General features: G+C 33.3%; 19 protein-coding genes and 1 pseudogene. All 20 read left to right on the plus strand.

From position 1 onward, the window contains the following. A pseudogene (locus Q0Q99_RS06735) lies at nt 1-121 on the plus strand (IS982 family transposase); the annotation flags it as partial. A 107-nt stretch (nt 122-228) separates the two neighbouring features. Further along, complete coding sequence (gene hutH / locus Q0Q99_RS06740) at nt 229-1,749, plus strand: histidine ammonia-lyase (RefSeq protein WP_293893325.1); 1,521 nt, start codon at nt 229-231, stop codon at nt 1,747-1,749. Nucleotides 1,750-1,782: 33 nt separating this feature from the next. Next, nucleotides 1,783-2,514 carry a WG repeat-containing protein gene (locus Q0Q99_RS06745; protein ID WP_293893328.1) on the plus strand — a complete coding sequence of 244 codons (732 nt, stop codon included), beginning with the start codon at nt 1,783-1,785 and terminating at the stop codon, nt 2,512-2,514. Continuing rightward, nucleotides 2,505-2,891, plus strand: coding sequence for a WG repeat-containing protein (locus tag Q0Q99_RS06750; RefSeq protein WP_293893331.1), 387 nt, complete (start codon nt 2,505-2,507; stop codon nt 2,889-2,891). The genes Q0Q99_RS06745 and Q0Q99_RS06750 overlap by 10 nt, the downstream gene beginning before the upstream one ends. Nucleotides 2,892-2,894: 3 nt before the next feature. After that, nucleotides 2,895-3,626: a 3-oxoacyl-ACP reductase FabG gene (gene fabG, locus Q0Q99_RS06755; RefSeq protein WP_293893334.1), complete on the plus strand. Its 732-nt coding sequence runs from the start codon at nt 2,895-2,897 to the stop codon at nt 3,624-3,626. 18 nt (nt 3,627-3,644) lie between these two features. Continuing rightward, nucleotides 3,645-4,868, plus strand: a complete 1,224-nt coding sequence (locus Q0Q99_RS06760; protein ID WP_293893337.1) for a beta-ketoacyl synthase — start codon at nt 3,645-3,647, stop codon at nt 4,866-4,868. A gap of 2 nt (nt 4,869-4,870) precedes the next feature. Further along, a complete protein-coding gene (locus Q0Q99_RS06765; protein ID WP_293893340.1) occupies nt 4,871-5,128 on the plus strand; it encodes an acyl carrier protein in 258 nt (85 codons plus the stop codon). Nucleotides 5,129-5,169: 41 nt separating this feature from the next. Beyond that, nucleotides 5,170-6,051, plus strand: coding sequence for a lipid A biosynthesis acyltransferase (locus Q0Q99_RS06770; RefSeq protein ID WP_293893343.1), 882 nt, complete (start codon nt 5,170-5,172; stop codon nt 6,049-6,051). Between the two features lie 77 nt (nt 6,052-6,128). Further along, nucleotides 6,129-7,787 (plus strand): NAD(P)/FAD-dependent oxidoreductase, encoded by a 1,659-nt coding sequence (locus Q0Q99_RS06775; protein ID WP_293893346.1) that lies wholly within the window; start codon nt 6,129-6,131, stop codon nt 7,785-7,787. Between the two features lie 21 nt (nt 7,788-7,808). Continuing rightward, complete coding sequence (locus Q0Q99_RS06780) at nt 7,809-8,252, plus strand: hypothetical protein (RefSeq protein ID WP_293893349.1); 444 nt, start codon at nt 7,809-7,811, stop codon at nt 8,250-8,252. A 52-nt stretch (nt 8,253-8,304) separates the two neighbouring features. Beyond that, nucleotides 8,305-8,754, plus strand: coding sequence for a thioesterase family protein (locus Q0Q99_RS06785; RefSeq protein WP_293893352.1), 450 nt, complete (start codon nt 8,305-8,307; stop codon nt 8,752-8,754). A 1-nt stretch (nt 8,755) separates the two neighbouring features. Further along, nucleotides 8,756-9,892, plus strand: a complete 1,137-nt coding sequence (locus Q0Q99_RS06790; RefSeq protein WP_293893355.1) for a beta-ketoacyl synthase N-terminal-like domain-containing protein — start codon at nt 8,756-8,758, stop codon at nt 9,890-9,892. Beyond that, nucleotides 9,892-10,509: a 3-oxoacyl-ACP synthase gene (locus tag Q0Q99_RS06795; RefSeq protein WP_293893358.1), complete on the plus strand. Its 618-nt coding sequence runs from the start codon at nt 9,892-9,894 to the stop codon at nt 10,507-10,509. Before Q0Q99_RS06790 ends, Q0Q99_RS06795 begins: the two co-directional genes overlap by 1 nt. A gap of 1 nt (nt 10,510) precedes the next feature. Next, the gene (locus Q0Q99_RS06800; protein WP_293893361.1) at nt 10,511-10,768 is read left to right on the plus strand and encodes a phosphopantetheine-binding protein; all 258 of its coding nucleotides are present in this window, start codon (nt 10,511-10,513) and stop codon (nt 10,766-10,768) included. Nucleotides 10,769-10,806: 38 nt separating this feature from the next. Continuing rightward, nucleotides 10,807-12,009 (plus strand): beta-ketoacyl synthase, encoded by a 1,203-nt coding sequence (locus tag Q0Q99_RS06805; protein WP_293893364.1) that lies wholly within the window; start codon nt 10,807-10,809, stop codon nt 12,007-12,009. Beyond that, nucleotides 12,006-13,070: a beta-ketoacyl synthase N-terminal-like domain-containing protein gene (locus Q0Q99_RS06810; RefSeq protein WP_293893367.1), complete on the plus strand. Its 1,065-nt coding sequence runs from the start codon at nt 12,006-12,008 to the stop codon at nt 13,068-13,070. The genes Q0Q99_RS06805 and Q0Q99_RS06810 overlap by 4 nt, the downstream gene beginning before the upstream one ends. Then, a complete protein-coding gene (locus Q0Q99_RS06815) occupies nt 13,064-13,840 on the plus strand; it encodes a polysaccharide deacetylase family protein (RefSeq protein ID WP_293893370.1) in 777 nt (258 codons plus the stop codon). Before Q0Q99_RS06810 ends, Q0Q99_RS06815 begins: the two co-directional genes overlap by 7 nt. Next, nucleotides 13,830-14,465 carry an outer membrane lipoprotein carrier protein LolA gene (locus Q0Q99_RS06820; protein WP_293893373.1) on the plus strand — a complete coding sequence of 212 codons (636 nt, stop codon included), beginning with the start codon at nt 13,830-13,832 and terminating at the stop codon, nt 14,463-14,465. Before Q0Q99_RS06815 ends, Q0Q99_RS06820 begins: the two co-directional genes overlap by 11 nt. After that, nucleotides 14,431-15,072 carry a hypothetical protein gene (locus Q0Q99_RS06825; protein ID WP_293893376.1) on the plus strand — a complete coding sequence of 214 codons (642 nt, stop codon included), beginning with the start codon at nt 14,431-14,433 and terminating at the stop codon, nt 15,070-15,072. Before Q0Q99_RS06820 ends, Q0Q99_RS06825 begins: the two co-directional genes overlap by 35 nt. A 28-nt stretch (nt 15,073-15,100) precedes the next feature. Beyond that, a complete protein-coding gene (locus Q0Q99_RS06830) occupies nt 15,101-15,490 on the plus strand; it encodes a 3-hydroxyacyl-ACP dehydratase (protein ID WP_293893379.1) in 390 nt (129 codons plus the stop codon). Nucleotides 15,491-15,538: the final 48 nt, after the last annotated feature.

Raw genomic sequence — 15,538 nt, forward strand, 5'->3', positions numbered from 1 at the left:
AACTTTTGAAGGTTTTAAAACAAGAATTTTAGCAAAAATAACAGCATTAACATTGGTTCAGTATATCAATAAATTCATATTTGACAGACCAATAAACAATATTAAAAATCAAACAATTTAATTACACCCAACGGGTTATAAATGATTATTAGTATACATTTGCAACCTTCAAAATAACTACAATTATTTTAATTAAAAAAATCGATTAGGTATAATAAAAAGGGTTGCATGAGCACTATTAATGAATATTTGAGTCTAGAAGAATTTAAATCTATAATATTTGGCCATAAGCAAATAGAGATAAGTGAAGCTGTTTTAAACAGAATTAATGAAAGTTTTGATTTTTTAAAACTATTTTCAGAAAATAAAGTTATTTATGGTGTTAATACCGGTTTTGGCCCGATGGCTCAATATCGTATTAAAAACGAGGATCGAATTCAATTGCAATACAACTTAATTAGAAGTCATGCTTCGGGTTCCGGAAAACCATTGGATGCTATTTATGTAAAAGCATCAATATTGGCCAGGTTAAATACACTTTCCTTAGGATATTCCGGTGTCCATCCTTCAGTAATACATTTAATGAAGGAATTAATAAATAAAGATATAATTCCTTTAATATTTGAACATGGTGGTGTTGGTGCCAGTGGTGATTTAGTGCAACTGGCACATTTAGCTTTAGTCCTTATTGGTGAGGGAGAAGTCTTTTATAAAGGAGAAAGAAGGCCAACTCAGGAAGTTTTTGAGTTAGAAAACCTACACCCTATTCATTTGGAAATTAGAGAAGGGTTAGCATTGATTAATGGCACTTCTGTAATGACAGGCATAGGTGTTGTAAACATCTATTATGCTCATAAGTTATTAGATTGGTCCCTAAAATTTTCTTGTGCTATTAATGAAATTGTTCAGGCGTATGATGATCATTTTTCGGAAGAATTAAATAACACCAAATGTCATAAAGGACAAAGAGAAATAGCGGCAAGAATGAGAGAAAACCTTGCCGATAGTACCTTAATCAGAAAAAGGGAAGACCATTTATATTCAGGTAAAAATAATGAAGACATATTTAAAGAAAAGATTCAGGAATACTATTCTTTACGATGCGTTCCTCAAATTTTAGGCCCCGTTCTTGAAACAATTAATAATACGGCTTCCATTCTTGAAGACGAATTTAATTCGGCAAACGATAATCCAATAATTGATGTAAAAACCCAACATATTTATCACGGTGGAAATTTTCACGGCGATTATGTATCCTTGGAAATGGACAAACTAAAAATCGTAATTACCAAATTGACAATGCTTGCCGAACGTCAATTGAATTATTTATTAAATTCAAAAATAAACGAAATACTGCCTCCATTTGTAAATCTCGGAACTTTAGGATTTAATTTTGGAATGCAGGGAGTGCAGTTTACAGCGACTTCAACCACTGCCGAAAATCAAATGTTATCGAATCCAATGTATATTCATAGTATTCCAAACAACAATGACAATCAGGATATTGTAAGTATGGGCACTAATGCGGCGGTTATTACTGCTAAGGTAATTGAGAATGCTTTTGAGGTATTGGCCATTGAGTTAATCACCATTGTTCAGGCGATTGACTGTTTAGAGCAAAAAGAAAAAGTTTCATCTGTAACTAAAAAAATGTATGATGATGTTCGTAAGATTATCCCACTCTTCAAAGAAGATCAGGTAATGTATCCTTATGTTCAAAAAGTAAAGGACTATTTAATAAATAATTAGTAATTTGCTTTTTCTAATCCAAAATATTTAAGCATGAAAAAATTATTACTTTCTATATTACTGTTTGCTCAATTTATTAACGCGCAAGAATTAGCTTTGGTTAGAAAAGACGATAAATTTGGTTATATATCTAAAACCGGCGCATTTGTAATACAACCGAAATATAAAACTGCAAAAACTTTTTCAGATGGTTTGGCCGCTGTGGAAGAAAACGGAAAATGGGGATTTATTGATTCAAAAGGGGAATGGGTAATCCCTGCAACTTTAAATGATGTAAAATATTTTCATGACGGAATATGTGTTGTTTCCAAAAACAAAAAATGGATTTACATCAATAAAAAAGGGGAAGAGCAACAGTCGCCAAGTTCTGATAAACTATATGATTTTGAGGATGGCGTTGCTTTCATTAAACAAAAGGATAAAATAGGATTGATTAACAATAAAATGGCGGTTGTTTTAGAGCCAAAATATGATGTTATTAAATCATTTGAAAATGGTTTCGCAAGAGTAAGAAATAATGATCGTTGGGGAATAATTGAAACTTCAGGTAAAATTGTTGTAGAAATAATTTATGATGAAATTGGAAATTATTTTAAAAATGTTACTTGGGTAAAAAACGGAACCGCTTTTGGGTTAGTGGTTAGCGGAAAATTTATTGCCATTGAGGGCGTAGATAAAATATGGGATTTTTTAGTTCAGGATGTAACGTATGCCCGAAAAAATGACAAAATTGGTTTTATTGATTTGAAAGGAAATTGGGTATAGAGCCTAAATTCGATAAAGCCAAAGCATTCTATAATAATTTAGCCCCTGTATTAGTTGGGAAAAAATGGGGTTTTATTGACCTTAAAGGCACTTTAGTTATTGAACCAACATTTAATGACGCTGAAGTATTTAGCGCTGATGGTTTAGCGCCAGTAAAAGAGAATGATTGGGGGTTTATCAATATCTCCGGAAAATTAATAATCCCAACTAAATATGGAATAACAGCCGGTGGGATTTTTTCTATTTTTAAAGATGACCAAAAAGGGTTTATAAATGGTTTGGCAAGGGTTAAATATGGAAGTGACTGGGGGTTTTTAAAACCGGATGGTCAAGTATTAGGACAATGGTATCAAAATGCAGAACTTTTTCAAAAATAAAATATGAAGTGCGTTATAGTTACAGGTGGTTCAAGAGGAATTGGCAGTGCTATTTGTCAAAAGTTAGCTTTTGATACAGATTATCATATTTTGATAAATTATCACTCAAATAAAGCCGCTGCCGAAGAAACCCTTGAAGCAGTAAAGAAAAATGGTGCCACCGGCGAAATCATTCAATTTAATGTCGCAGACTTTGAAGAAGTGAAAACCGCATTAACGCATTGGCAGGAGGCAAATCCGGAAGCAATTGTAGAAGCAATAGTCAATAATGCCGGAATCACAAAGGATGGATTGTTTATGTGGATGAGTCCTCAAGATTGGTCAAGTGTTATAAATACCAGTTTGAATGGGTTTTTCAATGTTACCAATTTTTTTATCCAAAAAATGTTACGCAATAAATACGGTCGAATTGTCAACATCGTCTCTCTTTCGGGGGTAAAAGGAACTCCGGGACAAACCAATTATTCGGCAGCTAAAGGAGCTGTTGTTGCGGCAACCAAGGCTTTGGCACAAGAAGTTGCAAAAAGAAATATTACTGTAAATGCGGTCGCACCGGGTTTTATCAGAACCGATATGACAAGCCAATTAGACGAGAACGAATTGATTAAATTAGTTCCCGTAAATCGTTTTGGTGAAGCAGAAGAAGTGGCAGATCTTGTAAGTTTTTTGATATCCAGAAAATCAAGTTATATCACAGGTGAGATTATTAATATTAATGGGGGAATTTATTCTTAAAGCAAATAATTATCAATAATGAATAGACGAGTTGTTATTTCGGGAATGGGAATTTATTCCTGCATCGGAACTTCATTAAACGAAGTAAAAGAATCTCTCTATAATGGAAAATCCGGAATTGTAATTGATCCGGAACGTAAAGAATTTGGCTTTCAATCCTCATTAACCGGTAAGGTTCCAAAACCAGAATTAAAAGAATTGCTTACGCGAAGACAAAGAATAAGTTTGGGCGAAGAAACCGAATATGCTTATATGGCAACCATTGAAGCATTAAAAAATGCTAAAATAGATGATGCCTTTTTTGAGGAAAATGAAGTTGGAATTATGTATGGTAACGATAGTGTTTCAATGGCAATAATAGAAGCGACCGACATATTAAGAGAAAAGAAAGACACATCACTTATAGGTTCAGGCGCGATTTTTAAATCGATGAACTCCACCGTAACAATGAATCTTTCTACAATTTTTAAACTTAGAGGTATTAATCTCACTGTTAGTGCAGCGTGTGCAAGCGGATCACACTCTATTGGATTAGGATATTTTTTAATCAAAAACGGTTTTCAGGACATCATCATTTGTGGAGGAGCACAAGAAATAAACAAATACGCCATGAGTAGCTTTGATGGTTTAGGCGTTTTTTCACCAAGAGAAAGTGAACCAGCAAAAGCATCAAGACCTTTTGACGTTTCCCGTGACGGATTAGTGCCAAGTGGCGGTGCGGCCACATTAATTTTAGAGAGTTACGAATCTGCCATAAAGCGTGGTGCCACCATTTTTGCGGAAATTATTGGTTACGGATTCTCTTCAAACGGAGGTCATATCTCAACTCCAAATGTTCAAGGTCCGGCAACTGCAATGCAAAGAGCATTGGATGAAGCTAATGTAAAACCTTCGGATATTGATTATATCAATGCGCACGCAACGTCAACACCTGTTGGAGACGGTAACGAAGCAAAAGCCATTTTTGAAGTTTTCGGAGAAAGCAATCCGTGTGTAAGTTCAACAAAATCAATGACCGGACACGAATGTTGGATGGCTGGCGCAAGCGAAGTCATTTATTCCGTATTAATGATGCAACATGATTTTATTGCTCCAAACATCAATTTAGAAACCCCAGATGAAGATTCTGCAAAATTAAATTTGGTCAAAACCACATTGAATAAGGAAATTAATATATTTTTGTCGAATTCCTTTGGATTTGGAGGAACTAATTCAGCATTAGTAGTCAAAAAGTTTATATAAAGATGAATAAAGAAAAAATAGTCGAAAAAATAAATGATTTTTTAGTTGAAGAATTTGAGGTAAATATAGACGATGTCCAACCGGAAGCAAATTTAAAAGACACTTTAGGATTAGATAGTTTGGATTATGTAGATTTGGTAGTTGCTATCGAATCTAATTTCGGGGTAAAACTAGTTGAAGTAGATTTTGTTGGAATTGCCTCTTTTCAAAGTTTTTATGATTTGATTGAAAATAAGTTAAAGCTTAAAGCTTCTAATTAAAAAATCCCTCCAAATTTAAAATCCATCATTAAAATTATAAAATGGCCCAATGGGATGGAAAATCTAAAGGAACAGTTTTAGGATACAAGATATTTGTGTTCTTTATTAAAAAGACAGGAATCAAATTCGCTTATTTTGTTCTTTATTTTGTGGCTTTCTATTATTTTCTTTTCCTTAAAAAGAGTAATAAATCTATTTTTTATTATTTCAGAGAACGATTAGGCTATTCTTATCTCAAATCAAAAAGAATGGTTTTCATGAGTTACTTCACTTTTGGCCAAACGATTCTCGATAAAATGGCTGTTTCTTCAGGAATGCGAAACAGATTCACTTACGAATTTGATGGAATAGAAATTTTAAAAAAACTTTTAGCAGAAAAAAAAGGAGGCGTCCTTATTAGTGGCCATATTGGTAATTTCGAAATTGCCAATCATTTTTTTAATGAAATTGATAACACATTTCAATTCAGCGTAGTAACCAGTGATTTAGAACATTCTGTCATTAAGAATTATCTTGAAAAAATTTCCAAAAAATCAGGTGTTAAAATTATACTTATCAAAGATGATTTGTCTCATATTTTCGAGATAAACGCAGCTTTAGCCAGAAATGAATTGGTTTGTTTTACGGGTGACCGCTATTTTCAAGGCGCAAAATCTTTGAGAGAAGAATTTTTGGGAGAAGAAGCCAATTTCCCGGCAGGCCCTTTCCTAATAGCATCAAGATTAAAGGTTCCCGTAGTTTTTGTGTATGTAATGAAAGAACCTCATCTGCATTACCATTTGTACACAAGAGAAGCAAAAGTTCACCATCGGGACGAAAAAGGATTGCTGAAAGCATATACTGATGACGTAGAAGCAATACTAAGGAAATATCCTTTGCAATGGTTTAACTATTTTGATTTTTGGGACAGATTAGGAAAGTAAGGCAAAAAATAATCTCCAATTACTCATACCATTATCTATACATTGATTTTGTATATTTATCAAATTCAAAATAAACTATGAACCATTTCGACACAATAATAGTTGGTTCCGGGGTTGGTGGTTTAGCTACTGCTATTTGTTTGGCCCGAGCCGGACAAAAAGTTTTGGTATTAGAGCAGCACTATGTCCCGGGAGGTTGGAGCCATAGTTTTACTCTTAACGGTCAACGATTTAGTCCGGGAGTACATTACGTTGGGTACATTGACGAAGGACAATCTACAAATGAGCTTTATCGTGGATTGGGAATTGCTAACGATATGGTTTTTTTTCGAATGAATAAAAACGGATATGAACATTGCTTAATTAGGGATGAAACCTTTGATTTACCGGCCGGAGTAGAAAATTTAAGAAAAATGCTTTCTACCCGTTTCCCAAAAGAAGAAAAAAACATAAGAGAGTATCTAACCTTAATTCAAAAAGTCAATTTTGAACTTCAATTAATCCCCAAACTGAAAGGGTTTTGGCAAAAAATCACGGCTCCTTTTAGAACCAAACATTTCGGAAAATTTGCATTATTCCCATTAAAAAGGGTTATCGGCTGGCATATCAAAGACCCTTTGCTGAAGGCGGTTCTTAATATTCAATGTGGAGATCATGGGCTTCCTCCTAATCGCGCTTGCTTTCCGGTTCATTGTTCGGTAATGGGCCATTATTTTGATGGGGGATTTTACCCGATGGGCGGCGGCGGCGGCATTGTAAAAGCAATGACCAATGGTGTAAAAAAACATGGAGGCGAAGTACGATTAAAGCAGGATGTTGAAAAAATTATTATTGAAAACAAAAAAGCCATCGGAGTTTTGCTCAAAAATGGACAATCTCTTTTTGCTAAAAATATCGTTTCAAATGCGGATCCCTCAGTAACTTATTTAAATTTGGTTGGAAAATCGTATTTGAGCAAAAGCTTAATGAAAAAATTAAATAAAACAAAGTACTCTGTGACTTCATTAATTTTGTTTCTCACTTTAGATATAGACGTAACACAATTTGGAATTGATTCCGGAAATATTTGGATGATGAAAGATGAAAATGACGATGCCAATTTTGAAGATTTGATGAATAATGACATCACCGCCGGAAATTTGTTTCCGGCCGTATTTATAAGTTGTACTACCATAAAAGACCCGGTAAGTTTTAACGGTAGGCATCATAATTTTGAAGTTGTAACTTACGTAAATTATGATAATTTAAATGATTTCAATGGATTGAAAGATTACCATAACAAAGAATACATTATTTTTAAAGAAAAAGTCATAAACAAACTGATGAATAACATTGAAAAAATTATTCCCGGGGCGAAACAAAACATAGTTCAAGTTGAATTAGGAACGCCAAAAACAAATGAATTTTATATTAATTCTACACGAGGAAATGTGTATGGAACGGAAAAAACATTAAATCAAGTGGGCCCATTCTCATATAAAAATAATTCAGAAATCGACAATCTGTTTCTTTGTGGTGCAAGCACTTTGTCACACGGTGTTGCCGGGGCTACTCATTCCGGAGTAGAAGCGGCTGCAGCAATTTTAGGATGTATGTCAGCCGATTTACTTGTAAAAGATGAGACTCAACGATTACGAATATATGATGCCGAAGATGTATTGACCTGGCCAGATTGGATCCATGTAAAACGAGATCATAAATCAAGAAAATTTAAAGAAATAAACCTCAAACAATAGTAACCAATTAGCAACTTGCGAATGTCAAAGGATATAATAATAAACAAATTTGAAGATAAAGATTTTATTGGTGGGTTACTTCCTCAAAAATTCCCTTTTGTAATGGTTGATAAAATGTATGATTATACAGAAACCTCCATAGTTTCCGGATTTAAAATAGAAGCAAATGCTGTTTTTTTTCAAGATGGCTATTTGGTTGAAGCAGGTTTGATAGAACACATGGCACAATCTGTCGCTTTACATACCGGATATCAGTTTTATTTAAGAAAAGAGCCAGCGCCAACAGGCTATATCGGTTCCATAAAAAACATTCAAATAAAAGAACTCCCTAAACTTAACGATGAAATCATAACAACGGTTTCTATACTACAGGGTTTTGCCGGAATTACTTTGGTTGATGTGGTTACAAGATTAAATGATGTGGAAATCGCAAAAGGCCAAATGAAAACTGTTTTAGCAAACTAATATTGCCTATTGCTATGTATTCTTATTTTTACAACAACCCTAGCTTTATTTTATGAAAAGAAGAAAAGAAGAGTTTGAAGAGGCAGAAGAACTGACTGTTTCACAACAAATCAGAGTGCGATTTAACGAAACTGATCCTCTCGGAATCGTTTGGCATGGCTATTACATCACCTATTTTGAAGATGGTCGTGAAGCTTTTGGTCGCCAACACGGAATATCGTATCTCGATGTATATGATAGCGGCTTTACAACTCCAATTGTCAAATCAACTTGTGAACATAAATTGTCTTTGCGTTATGGTGATGTTGCCAGGATTGAAACTACGATTGTTGACACACCGGCTGCTAAAATGATATTCAGATATATTATTTATGATGCCAAGAATGAAGTTGCTTGTACCGGAGAAACTGTTCAGGTTTTTTTGGATAAAATGGGAGATTTAATGCTTACCAATCCACCATTTTATGAAGAATGGAAACGCAGAGTCGGGCTAAAAAAATAACATGAAAAAAGAAGTTTTTATTACGGAGACTAACTGTATTACGCCCATAGGTTTTGATGTTGCTGCCAATGTACAAAATATTATGAACGGCGTTTCAGGGATTCAATTACATCAAAATACAATGATGGATAAGCCGTTTTATGCTTCAATAGTTAATAGTGAACAATTAAATGAGGCTTTTGCCAAAATTTCAATCTCAGAAAATTTTACAAGGTTAGAAAAAATGATGATTTTGGCCTTGGAACCGATGATTAAAAAATCGAAATTGAATTTTGATGAAAAAGTTGGTTTCATACTTTCTACAACCAAAGGAAATATAACTGCATTAGAAAATCCTTCGGAAGACAACTTTCAGAAAGCACATTTACATCATTTAGCAAAAAATATCGCCTCCTTTTTTGGATTCAAAACATCCCCAATAGTGGTTTCTAATGCTTGTGTTTCGGGAGTTTTGTCACTATCAATTGCCAAAAGATTAATACAAGCTGAAATGTTTGATTCTGTCTATGTAGTGGCAGGTGATGAAGTTTCGCGATTTGTTTTGTCCGGCTTCAATTCTTTTTTAGCGCTAAGCGATTTGCCTTGTAAACCATTTTCAAAAAACAGAACCGGAGTTACTATTGGTGAAGCAACAGCAGCGGTTTTGGTTTCCTCTGACAACGAAAATTCGAAAATAAAAATCATTGGCGACGGATCTATAAATGATGCTAATCATATCTCCGGCCCATCTAGAAATGGCGAAGGGCTTTTTAGAAGTATTGAAAGTGCTATGAATGAAGCCAAAATAAATGCCAATCAAATTGATTATATTTCTGCTCACGGAACAGCCACCCTTTTTAACGATGAAATGGAAGCCATTGCTTTTAACAGATTGGGGTTGGAAGATGTTCCCACTAATAGTTTAAAAGGCTTTTACGGACATACCTTGGGAGCTTCAGGCTTGTTAGAAACTGTTATCGGAATTCAATCGGTTTTGGAAAATAAATTATTTTTGTCTTTGGGTTTTGATGAAATGGGAGTGAGTGAGTCAATCAATATAATTAAAGAAAATGAAGATAAGAACATCAACTATTTTCTCAAAACGGCTTCTGGCTTCGGCGGTTGCAATTCTGCGGTTTTATTCGAAAAAGTAAAATAATGATAGCGGATAAAACCTATATACAATCTTATTGCACGATTCAGAATAACAAAGTTACCTTGAATGGCGAAATGATTTTCGAGTCAGAGTCAGATTTGTTTTCCGATTTTTCAAAGAAAGCCTATCAGTATTTTGAAATTAATTATCCCAAGTTTTTTAAAATGGATGATTTAAGTAAGTTAGCGTTTTTGGCTGCCGAATTACTTTTGAAGAATGAAATGGATGGTACTAAAGAAAACAATATAGCTTTGGTTTTTGCCAATGCGTCATCCAGTTTGGATACGGATGTAAAATACCAAAATTCAATTAACGACAAGGAGAATTATTATCCAAGTCCGGCAGTTTTTGTTTATACACTACCTAATATTTGTTTAGGCGAAATTAGTATTAGACATCAACTGAAAAGCGAAAATTCTTTTTTTATATTTGCCGAATTCAATCCCCTATTTACAGGGAATTATGCCAACTTACTTTTGAAAACAAAAAAGGCAGATAAAGTATTGTGTGGATGGGTAGATTTTTATAAAGAAGAATATAAAGCGTTCCTTTATTTAGTGAGTAATGAAGGAACTACTGAACATAATGAACAAACATTAAAAACATTTTACAATAAGTAGCATGGAAGCATTAAAACAAGAATTGAAAAGTAGTATTGTTGAAGTATTAAATTTAGAAGATATTAATACCAATGATATAAATGATAACGATCCCCTTTTTGGAGACGGCTTAGGATTAGATTCTATTGACGCTTTGGAACTTATTGTTATGTTGGACAAAAATTATGGCATCAAATTAGTCGACCCAAAAGAAGGAAAAAATATCTTCCAATCTATAAATACCATGGCCACTTATATTGCTGCAAATAGGTTAAAATAATCAATAAAACTTAACAAAGTAAGTCGTGTAAAACAGTTATGAATAAAGGTGTTGCAATCACAGGAATGGGAATTATTTCTGCTATCGGGAATTCGGTTGAAGAAAACTATGTTTCCTTGCTGAATAGTAAAACTGGAATTACTGCCATCGAAAATATTTCGACAATTCATGCAAATGAAATCAAAGTTGGGGAAATCAAGAAAACCAACCAAGAGTTATTAAGTGAACTTAACCTTTCTTCGGATAATAATTTTTCCAGGACTGCAATGCTTGGAACTATTGCGGCCAAACAGGCAGTTCTAAATGCCGGAATCACTTCAATTAATGAATACAAAACGGGATTGATTTCGGCCACTAGCGTGGGTGGAATGGATATGACAGAGCGATACTATCATGACTATTTTAATTATCCTGAGAAAATAAAATACATCGGTAGTCACGACTTAGGAGATACTACAAATAGCATTGCAGATGAATTGGGATTACAAGGAATGGTAACAACTATTAGTACCGCTTGTTCTTCTGCTGCGAATGCAATTATGTTGGGTGCGCGATTGATAAAATCCGGAAAATTAGATAGAGCAATTGTTGGAGGAACTGATGCTTTGGCAAAATTTACAATCAACGGTTTCAAAACTTTGATGATTTTATCAGACAGCGATAATATGCCATTTGATAATAATCGAAAAGGATTAAATCTAGGTGAAGCGGCTGCTTATCTGGTATTGGAATCGGATGAAGTTGTAAAGAAAGATAATAAAAAAGTCTTGGCAAGAGTTTCGGGTTATGGTAACGCAAACGATGCTTTTCATCAAACTGCTTCTTCTGAAAATGGAGACGGAGCCTTTCTGGCAATGGAAAAAGCATTTCAGGTTGCTACTTTAAAACCGGAACAAATTGATTACATAAATGTTCACGGAACGGCAACACCTAATAATGATTTATCTGAAGGGAGAGCAGTTGTTAGAGTTTTTGGAGAGAAAAATATCCCCGATTTTAGTTCTACAAAGCCTTTTACAGGTCATACTTTAGCAGCGGCAGCAGCCATTGAAGCTGTTTACAGTGTTCTGGCAATTCAGAATAATGTTATCTTTCCCAATCTAAATTTTAAAACTCCAATGGAGGAATTCCATCTGATTCCGCAAACTACTTTAAAATATAAAAATGTAAATCATGTTTTGTCGAATTCGTTTGGGTTTGGAGGAAATTGCAGCACTCTAATATTTTCAAAAGCCGAATGAAAAAAACATATATCAATGGTGTAGGCTGTATTTCGGCTCAGAAAACGTTTGATACTTTTTTTTTGGAAGAAGCAGTATGGAATAAAACAGCATCAATTTTACCCTTAAAAATACCCATTTATAAAGATTTTATTTCTCCCGTAGCCATAAGAAGAATGGCAAAGGGGGTCAAAAATGGTGTCGTGGCTTCTACTCTGGCTTTAAGAGAAGCAAAATTAGAAACCATTGATGCCATTATTACCGGAACAGGGATGGGATGTATGGAAGATTCTGAAAAATTTTTAAAAGCTATTCTGGATAATGATGAACAATTTCTAACCCCTACTTCTTTTATACAATCAACACACAATACTGTTGGCGCACAAATAGCTTTGGGATTACAATGTAACTCTTATAATTTAACCTATGTAAATGGTTCGGTTTCATTTGAATCGGCATTGTTGGATGCAAAAATGAAAATAGAAGAAGACGAAGCTTCTTCGGTATTGGTGGGAGGAATTGATGAAACCAGTGAATATACAATGTCATTGTTAAAGCTAATTGAGTTTATAAAGCCCGAGAATGAATCTCCTTTTTCAGTTTTAAATGCCACTTCAATGGGAGTTGTTTATGGCGAGGGCGCGACTTTTTTTATTCTAGAGTCTAAAATTCAAGACACTACATATGCTGAAATATTGGATATAAAAATCCTAAATAAACTTGAAATTGATGATCTTGAAACTAATATAATTGATTTTCTAAAATCAAATGCATTGCAAATTCACGATATAGATGCAGTAATTTTAGGTTATAATGGTGATGTAGAAACCGACAGATATTACAAAATACTTTCGGAAAATTGTTTTGCAAAAACACCGCAGGTTTATTACAAACATTTGACTGGAGAATATAATACAGCATCAGCATTTGGATTGTGGACAGGGGCCAAAATCATAAAAACACAACAAGTCCCTGAAATTATAAAAGTAAATGCTATAGAAAAAGCAGCTTATAAAAAAATACTTTTATACAATCAATATAAAGGAACTGACCATAGTTTTACTTTAATTTCAAAATGTTAAACTACAAAAAAACAAATATCATTTTTATTACGCTCTTCACTTTACTAGTGCTTTTGTGTGTGTTTGTAAAGGTAAATTGGTGGTGGGGTTTGGCGCTGTTTGCCGCTAGATTTGTTATATTCATTGTTGGTTCCTGCTTTATTAATCTAAATTTTCACGTAAATGCTTTTTGCAATAATCCATTGGAATCTCAAAAAAATATTGCCATAACTTTTGATGATGGTCCAAGTGAAAATACATTATTGGTTCTTGATTTATTAAAAAAACACAATGCTAAAGCTGCTTTTTTTTGTATAGGAAAAAGGATGGAAAAGCATCCTGATATCGTCAGAAAAATAATTTTGGAAGGGCATATTGTTGGGAATCATTCGTATAGTCATTCTCAATTCTTTGATTTTTATAGTAAAAAAAGAATAGTTGCCGAAATAAAGAAAACAAATGCCATTATTGAAAAAGTTGGCGGAGTGAAAACCCAACTTTTCAGACCACCTTATGGAGTTACAAATCCCTCCATTAGAAAGGCTTTGGAAATAACAAAGCACATCGTTATCGGTTGGAATATTAGATCGCTGGACGGAATTCTCAAAAACGAAAAAAATATTTATAATAGAATAACCAAGAGAATTACTCCTGGAGGAATACTACTTTTGCACGACACATCATTGCACTCAGTGAAAGTGTTGGAGCGGTTATTGTTATATCTGGAGAAAAAAAAATACACTGTTGTTTCACTTGAACAACTTTTAAAAATCAAAGCATATGAAGTTTAAAGTTTATTTTGTGCTATTATTTATTAGTTTCTGGAATGTTTCGTTATGCGCTCAAGAACAAAAAATGTCTGATACAGAAATGGTTACTTTCAAGCAATCGGTAAGTATAGTGTCAAGAAAAATTAAATCGCTGGCTTCCGATTTTGTACAATACAAACACTTGGCTTTTTTGTCGAAAGACATCGAAACTTCCGGCAGAATGATTTTTAAAGAACCAAATATGATTCTTTGGGAATACAAAAAACCTTATAATTACAGTGTCATTTTTATGAATGGCAAAATTCTTATAAACGATGAAGGTAAAAAAAGTGCTATGAATGTTAGTAGTAGTAAGGTTTTTGGAAAAATTAATAAATTAATTGTTGGTAGCGTTAGTGGGGATATGTTTGATGATAAAGAATTTTTGATTACTTATTTTAAAACGAAAACGAATAATATTGCTAAATTTATCCCAAAAGATGCTTCATTAAAAAAATATATCAAGCAAATTGAATTAACTTTTGACAAAGATGACGCCACCGTAATTCAAATAAAACTTCTCGAATCATCGGATGATTTCACAAGAATTGTATTAAAAAACAAAACTTTAAATGCAAAAATCGAAGCGTCACTTTTTAATAATTAATCTTTTTCTGCCTCTTGTTTTAGCTTCTTGTGCAACGAATAATCTAGCCAAAGATTTAAAACCGGTAACTCCGGAAAAAACTATTTATAATGCTCCCTATTTTTCTAACCCTGAAATCGATTATGTTTATAAAGCTACTATTAACGTTTACAGGAATGAATTGTCCGGAATTTTTATTGCTAAAAAAATAAATGATGCAACACACAGAGTTGTTTTCACAACTGAATTTGGCAATAAACTATTGGATTTTGAAATTTCTGAAACCAATTTCAAAGTAAATTCAATTGTTGATGAATTGAATAAAAAAATCATCATTACCACTTTAAAAAAAGATTTCAGGTTAATTTTGAGGAGTAACTACATTATAAACGAGCAGTTGGAGGATGAGAAGAGTAAAGTTTTTAAATCAGATGAGGGAACGAATTATAATTATCTTTATATAAATAAGTCGGATGAAAAGCTATACAAAATTGTTTCCGCTTCGAAAAGAAAAGAAAAAATAAGGATTGATTTTGCATCCGAAAAAAATAATATTGCCGATACAATAGTAATCCAACATTATAATATCAAATTGCGAATAAAATTAATTTTTTTTAAACCAAATTAACTTAGCCCCTTTTACTTAAAATACTATAATGCTATTAAAAGATTTTTATACCATAAACTCCATTGATAAAAAAGATGACCATAATTTTGAAGTCGTAATTTATATTAATGAAAATCACGAAGTTTTTAAAGGTCATTTTCCGGGTAACCCAGTAATGCCGGGAGTTTGCATGATACAAATCATCAAGGAACTTACAGAGCAATTCACCAAAAGCTTTTTGATTATGCAAACACTTGCAAGCGTTAAGTTTACAGCATTAATAAATCCATTTGTTACACCTGAATTGCGTTTAGAACTTAGTATTGTCATAACCGATGACTATTTAGTACAAGTGAAAAACACAACCTATTTTAATGAAACATTAGCTTTGAAATTAAGCGGTGTCTACAAAAAAACAGCTGCTAGAAACAGTTTTTAAAAGTGCGATCGAATTCTTTGAAAGAATATAAGAAAAGTATATCTTGCA

It is taken from the genome of Flavobacterium sp. (assembly GCF_025352425.1).
Taxonomy (GTDB): domain Bacteria; phylum Bacteroidota; class Bacteroidia; order Flavobacteriales; family Flavobacteriaceae; genus Flavobacterium.